The organism is Rahnella sp. 1L-D-7-B-C2, from assembly GCF_057290995.1.
In genome coordinates, this window is the sequence record NZ_JBXAVQ010000039.1 from 1 (window position 1) to 4,376 (window position 4,376).

A 4,376-nucleotide genomic window follows, 5' to 3' on the forward strand; every position below is an offset into this window, starting at 1 on the left:
CCATGCGAGAGTAGGGAACTGCCAGGCATCAAATAAGTGGAAAGCCCTGTACTGACGTACAGGGCTTTTTGCTGTCTGGAATTTGGGAAGTGAAGTGGATTTGACAGCCATTGAATCGGCATCTTTCTTGCCGTGCCCTCCCGACTGCTGATAAAACGCTGCGCCAGAGGTTATCGAATCAGTTAAACTATGCACAAATAAGTCACTCATGAGTAATATGTTATGTCGACTGACGACACCTCGCTTCAATCCCTGAACACCTTTTCTTTAGCTGCACATGCTGCTGTCATTACGCATATAAATAATACAACTCAGCTGATAGACGCATGGAAAAAGGCGCAAGAAAAACAGCAGCCATTTCTATTGTTAGGCGAGGGTAGCAATGTTCTGTTTCTTGAAGATTTCACCGGATCTGTTGTTCTGAACAGAATCAAAGGTATTGAAGTGACGGAGAGAGCAGATGAATGGCTATTGCACGTCGGTGCCGGGGAGAACTGGCACCAACTGGTATGCTTCGCTCTCGAAAATAATATTCCTGGATTAGAAAATCTCGCATTGATCCCGGGCTGCGTCGGGTCTGCACCGATTCAGAACATTGGCGCGTACGGCATTGAGCTGCAAAGTGTCTGCCACTATGTTGACGTCTTAGACATGCAAACGGGCAAGATAATCCGACTTCAGTCAGATGAATGCCAGTTTGGATATCGTGAAAGCATCTTCAAACATGCATATAAGGACGGTTATGCCATTGTCGCTGTAGGTTTTAAGCTGACTAAGCACTGGCAACCTAAGCTGACCTATGGAAATCTCACTAACTTTGATCCTCAAACGGTCACAGCACGCCAGATTTTCGATTCAGTGTGTGCAATGCGTTTGAGTAAACTGCCGGATCCCGCTATTACCGGTAATGCTGGCAGTTTTTATAAGAATCCGACGGTTGATGCAGCCATCGCTGAAAAGATCCGCAGCGAATTTCCTTCCATGCCATCTTACCCTCAGCCTAACGGGCAGATAAAACTAGCCGCAGGCTGGCTGGTTGAACAGGCGCACCTTAAAGGGTTCAGTATTGGCGGGGCAGCCGTGCATCAGAATCAGGCGCTGGTGTTGATCAACAAAGATCACGCAAGCAGTGCTGATGTTCGTGCGTTGGCAAAACATGTACGAAATACCGTTGCTGCGAAGTTTGGCATCTGGCTCGAACCAGAGGTTCGTTTTATCGCCGCCGGTGGTGAAGTGAATGCCGTGGAGGCGCTATCATGAAAGATATTACGGTTCCCCTGCATTTAATTTCTATTCTGGCCGACGGTGAATTCCATTCTGGTGAACAACTGGGTGGTGCACTGGGAATGAGCCGCGCCGCCATCAACAAGCATATTCAAACGGTGCGCGACTGGGGTGTGGATATTTTCACTGTACCCGGCAAAGGATATAGCCTTCCACATCCAATCCAGTTATTGGATGAAGCTAGAATTCATTCTATGCTGCCGGCGGGCCGCGTAAATGTTCTGCCCGTCATTGATTCTACCAACCAATACCTTCTCGACAGGATCGGGGAACTGAGCTCGGGGGATGCTTGTGTTGCTGAATACCAGCAGGCCGGACGAGGACGTCGAGGAAGAAAATGGTTTTCGCCATTTGGCAGCAACCTCTATCTTTCAATGTACTGGAAACTCGATCAAGGTCCAGCTGCTGCAATGGGTCTCAGTCTGGTTATTGGGATCGTAATGGCTGAAGTCCTTCAGCGGCTTGGGGCTGAAGACGTAAGGGTAAAGTGGCCTAATGACCTTTATCTCAAAGACAGAAAGCTGGCCGGTATTCTGGTTGAACTGACAGGGAAAACCGGGGATGCAGCACAGTTGGTTATCGGTGCCGGCATTAACCTTAAAATGCGCGAACCAGCAGCGGATACCATTAATCAGGGCTGGATAAACTTGCAGGAAGCGGGTGTCAATATCGATCGCAATGAGTTGATAGCAATGCTACTGAAAGAACTACGTGCTGCGTTATTACATTTTGAGAAAGAAGGACTGGCACCCTTTATTAGTCGTTGGCGTGGCTTAGATAATTTCCTCGACAGGCCGGTGAAATTGCTGATCGGCGATCAGGAAATTCACGGTATTGAACGTGGAATCGATCAACAAGGCGCTTTACTGTTAGAACAGGATGGCATAATCAAGCCTTATATAGGTGGGGAAATATCTCTGCGCGGGCGATGAAATAAAAAAGGAGAGCCGTGGCTCTCCTTGTCAATTCTGGTAACCTACTTTCTCAATCTGACATTTTCAACCGCGTGGTTAGCACTCTTGGTCAAAATGAGGCTTGCCCGCTCTCTCGTTGGAAGGATGTTTTCCTTGAGATTCAATCCGTTGATCTCGTTCCATAACTGTGTTGCGATATTCACTGCCTCTTCTTCCGGCAACTTTGCATAATGATGGAAATAAGAGTCCGGATCGGAAAATGCACCCTGACGGAATTTCAGGAAGCGGTTGATATACCAGCCCTGTAATAAATCTTCAGGTGCATCAACGTATATTGAGAAATCGACAAAATCTGAAACAAATACCCGATGCGGATCATGAGGATAGTCCATGCCGCTTTGTAAAACGTTTAGTCCTTCAAGAATAAGGATGTCTGGCTGTTCAATAACTTTATTTCCCTCTGGAATCACATCATAAATCAAATGCGAATATACCGGCGCGGTAACAGTTTTCGCCCCAGATTTTACTTCGGAAACAAAATTGACCAGCTGGTGCATATCGTAGGACTGCGGGAAGCCTTTCTTCTTCATGATCCCACGCTCCTGGAGCGTCTTATTGGGATATAGGAACCCATCAGTTGTGATCAGTTCCACAGAACGATGTTCTGGCCAGCGGCTTAACAGCGCTTGCAGAACGCGCGCCGTGGTGCTTTTCCCTACAGCTACACTCCCTGCAATACCAATGACATAAGGGATCTTCTGGCCATCAGTGCCCAGGAATTGCTCAAGTACAGCCTGCCGACGCAGGTTTGAACTGATATAGAAATTGAGAAGACGTGAAAGTGGCAAATAGATTTGAGCCACTTCTTCGAGGGATAAGTCCTCGTTGATGCCTTTGAGGTTCACCACTTCCGCTTCTTTGAGCGTTAACGGCACTGAATCACGTAAAGCAGCCCACTGTGCACGATCGAACTGCAAGTAAGGCGTTGCCAAAGATGGGTCTCTTTTTTTCATAAGTTAAAGTCTGCCTGTTAGCGCAGGTCAGGATAGGCGCTCACGCCAACTCCAGACAGTAAACCAGCAGCATATTATAGACAGCTTCGTTTTCAGGGGAGACCTTTTTCTTATAACTTAACGATTTCTTTGATTGAGTTAAAATTTTTTTGAGAAAGCAGTGTAAATGCAAAAGAACGATAAGAAAGAGGTGTCGGGTACATACCTGCCGGGTTAAAAGTGAGAGCCGCTATGTGTAAAGTCGATAAGCGCTTGTCAATTTGTCACCTATTTTTATTAACTCAGTGATATAAAGCCAGAGAAGCCGATATTTTCCTGTGAAAGGATTGCGCGTTATTTGGATGTTATTTGCACGGATATAGGGATGAAAGAGGGAAAAAACCTATTTTTTGAATAAAACATGAGCTAAGAAGCAATTCATGCAATTTTTTAGTTGCATACCCCGCAAAGTCTCCCTAGAATGCGCAGCACTTGATGCCGGCATAGCTCAGTTGGTAGAGCAACTGACTTGTAATCAGTAGGTCCCGAGTTCGACTCTTGGTGCCGGCACCAATCAAGTACTTAACAATTAGGTGGGGTTCCCGAGCGGCCAAAGGGAGCAGACTGTAAATCTGCCGTCATCGACTTCGAAGGTTCGAATCCTTCCCCCACCACCATACAGGCCTTAGCAATGAGGCAGCTTAAAGTGATAGAGTCGCTTTAAGTGAAGGTGAGGAATTAAGTGTCTCACGTCCTTTTCCCCGTCTTCGAAGTTCTTCAGAAAAATTAGGTAGCCGAGTTCCAGGACGCGGGCATCGTATAATGGCTATTACCTCAGCCTTCCAAGCTGATGATGTGGGTTCGATTCCCACTGCCCGCTCCAAGTATGTGCTGATATAGCTCAGTTGGTAGAGCGCACCCTTGGTAAGGGTGAGGTCGGCAGTTCGAATCTGCCTATCAGCACCACTTCCAAATCCTCCCTCCCTGATTTTCTTTCTGTAAACTAATTCGTCAAGCAAACTGCTTGGTTGATGTGGTGATACCACCGATTTAACCGTGTCTTAGAGGGACAATCGATGTCTAAAGAAAAGTTTGAACGTACAAAACCGCACGTTAACGTTGGTACTATCGGCCACGTTGACCACGGTAAAACTACCCTGACTGCAGCAATCACTACCGTTCTGGC

5 protein-coding genes and 4 tRNA genes are annotated in these 4,376 nt (G+C 46.9%); 7 read left to right on the forward strand and 2 right to left on the reverse strand.

The features are described 5' to 3' along the window. On the reverse strand, window positions 1-210 hold a 210-nt coding region (locus AC0Z7K_RS24290; RefSeq protein WP_485616255.1), incomplete at its 3' end, for a hypothetical protein. 12 nt (window positions 211-222) lie between these two features. Here AC0Z7K_RS24290 and murB point away from each other — a divergent pair. Next, window positions 223-1,260, forward strand: a complete 1,038-nt coding sequence (gene murB, locus AC0Z7K_RS24295) for a UDP-N-acetylmuramate dehydrogenase (protein ID WP_413531454.1) — start codon at window positions 223-225, stop codon at window positions 1,258-1,260. Further along, a complete protein-coding gene (gene birA / locus AC0Z7K_RS24300; RefSeq protein WP_485616256.1) occupies window positions 1,257-2,216 on the forward strand; it encodes a bifunctional biotin--[acetyl-CoA-carboxylase] ligase/biotin operon repressor BirA in 960 nt (319 codons plus the stop codon). The genes murB and birA overlap by 4 nt, the downstream gene beginning before the upstream one ends. Before the next feature lie 44 nt (window positions 2,217-2,260). On the opposite strand, the gene coaA is transcribed toward birA, so the two are convergent. Further along, window positions 2,261-3,211 (reverse strand): type I pantothenate kinase, encoded by a 951-nt coding sequence (coaA, locus tag AC0Z7K_RS24305; protein ID WP_112169354.1) that lies wholly within the window; start codon window positions 3,209-3,211, stop codon window positions 2,261-2,263. A gap of 476 nt (window positions 3,212-3,687) precedes the next feature. Between coaA and AC0Z7K_RS24310 the strand changes: the two genes are divergently transcribed. The 5 genes from AC0Z7K_RS24310 to AC0Z7K_RS24330 form a co-directional block, all read left to right on the forward strand. Continuing rightward, window positions 3,688-3,763, forward strand: a tRNA-Thr gene (locus AC0Z7K_RS24310). Between the two features lie 19 nt (window positions 3,764-3,782). Next, window positions 3,783-3,867: transfer RNA gene (locus AC0Z7K_RS24315), tRNA-Tyr, on the forward strand. A gap of 131 nt (window positions 3,868-3,998) precedes the next feature. Next, a tRNA-Gly gene (locus AC0Z7K_RS24320) sits at window positions 3,999-4,073 on the forward strand. Window positions 4,074-4,080: 7 nt separating this feature from the next. After that, window positions 4,081-4,156, forward strand: a tRNA-Thr gene (locus AC0Z7K_RS24325). A gap of 110 nt (window positions 4,157-4,266) precedes the next feature. Then, a partial coding sequence (locus AC0Z7K_RS24330) for a GTP-binding protein (protein WP_001336758.1) occupies window positions 4,267-4,376 on the forward strand: 110 nt, incomplete at its 3' end.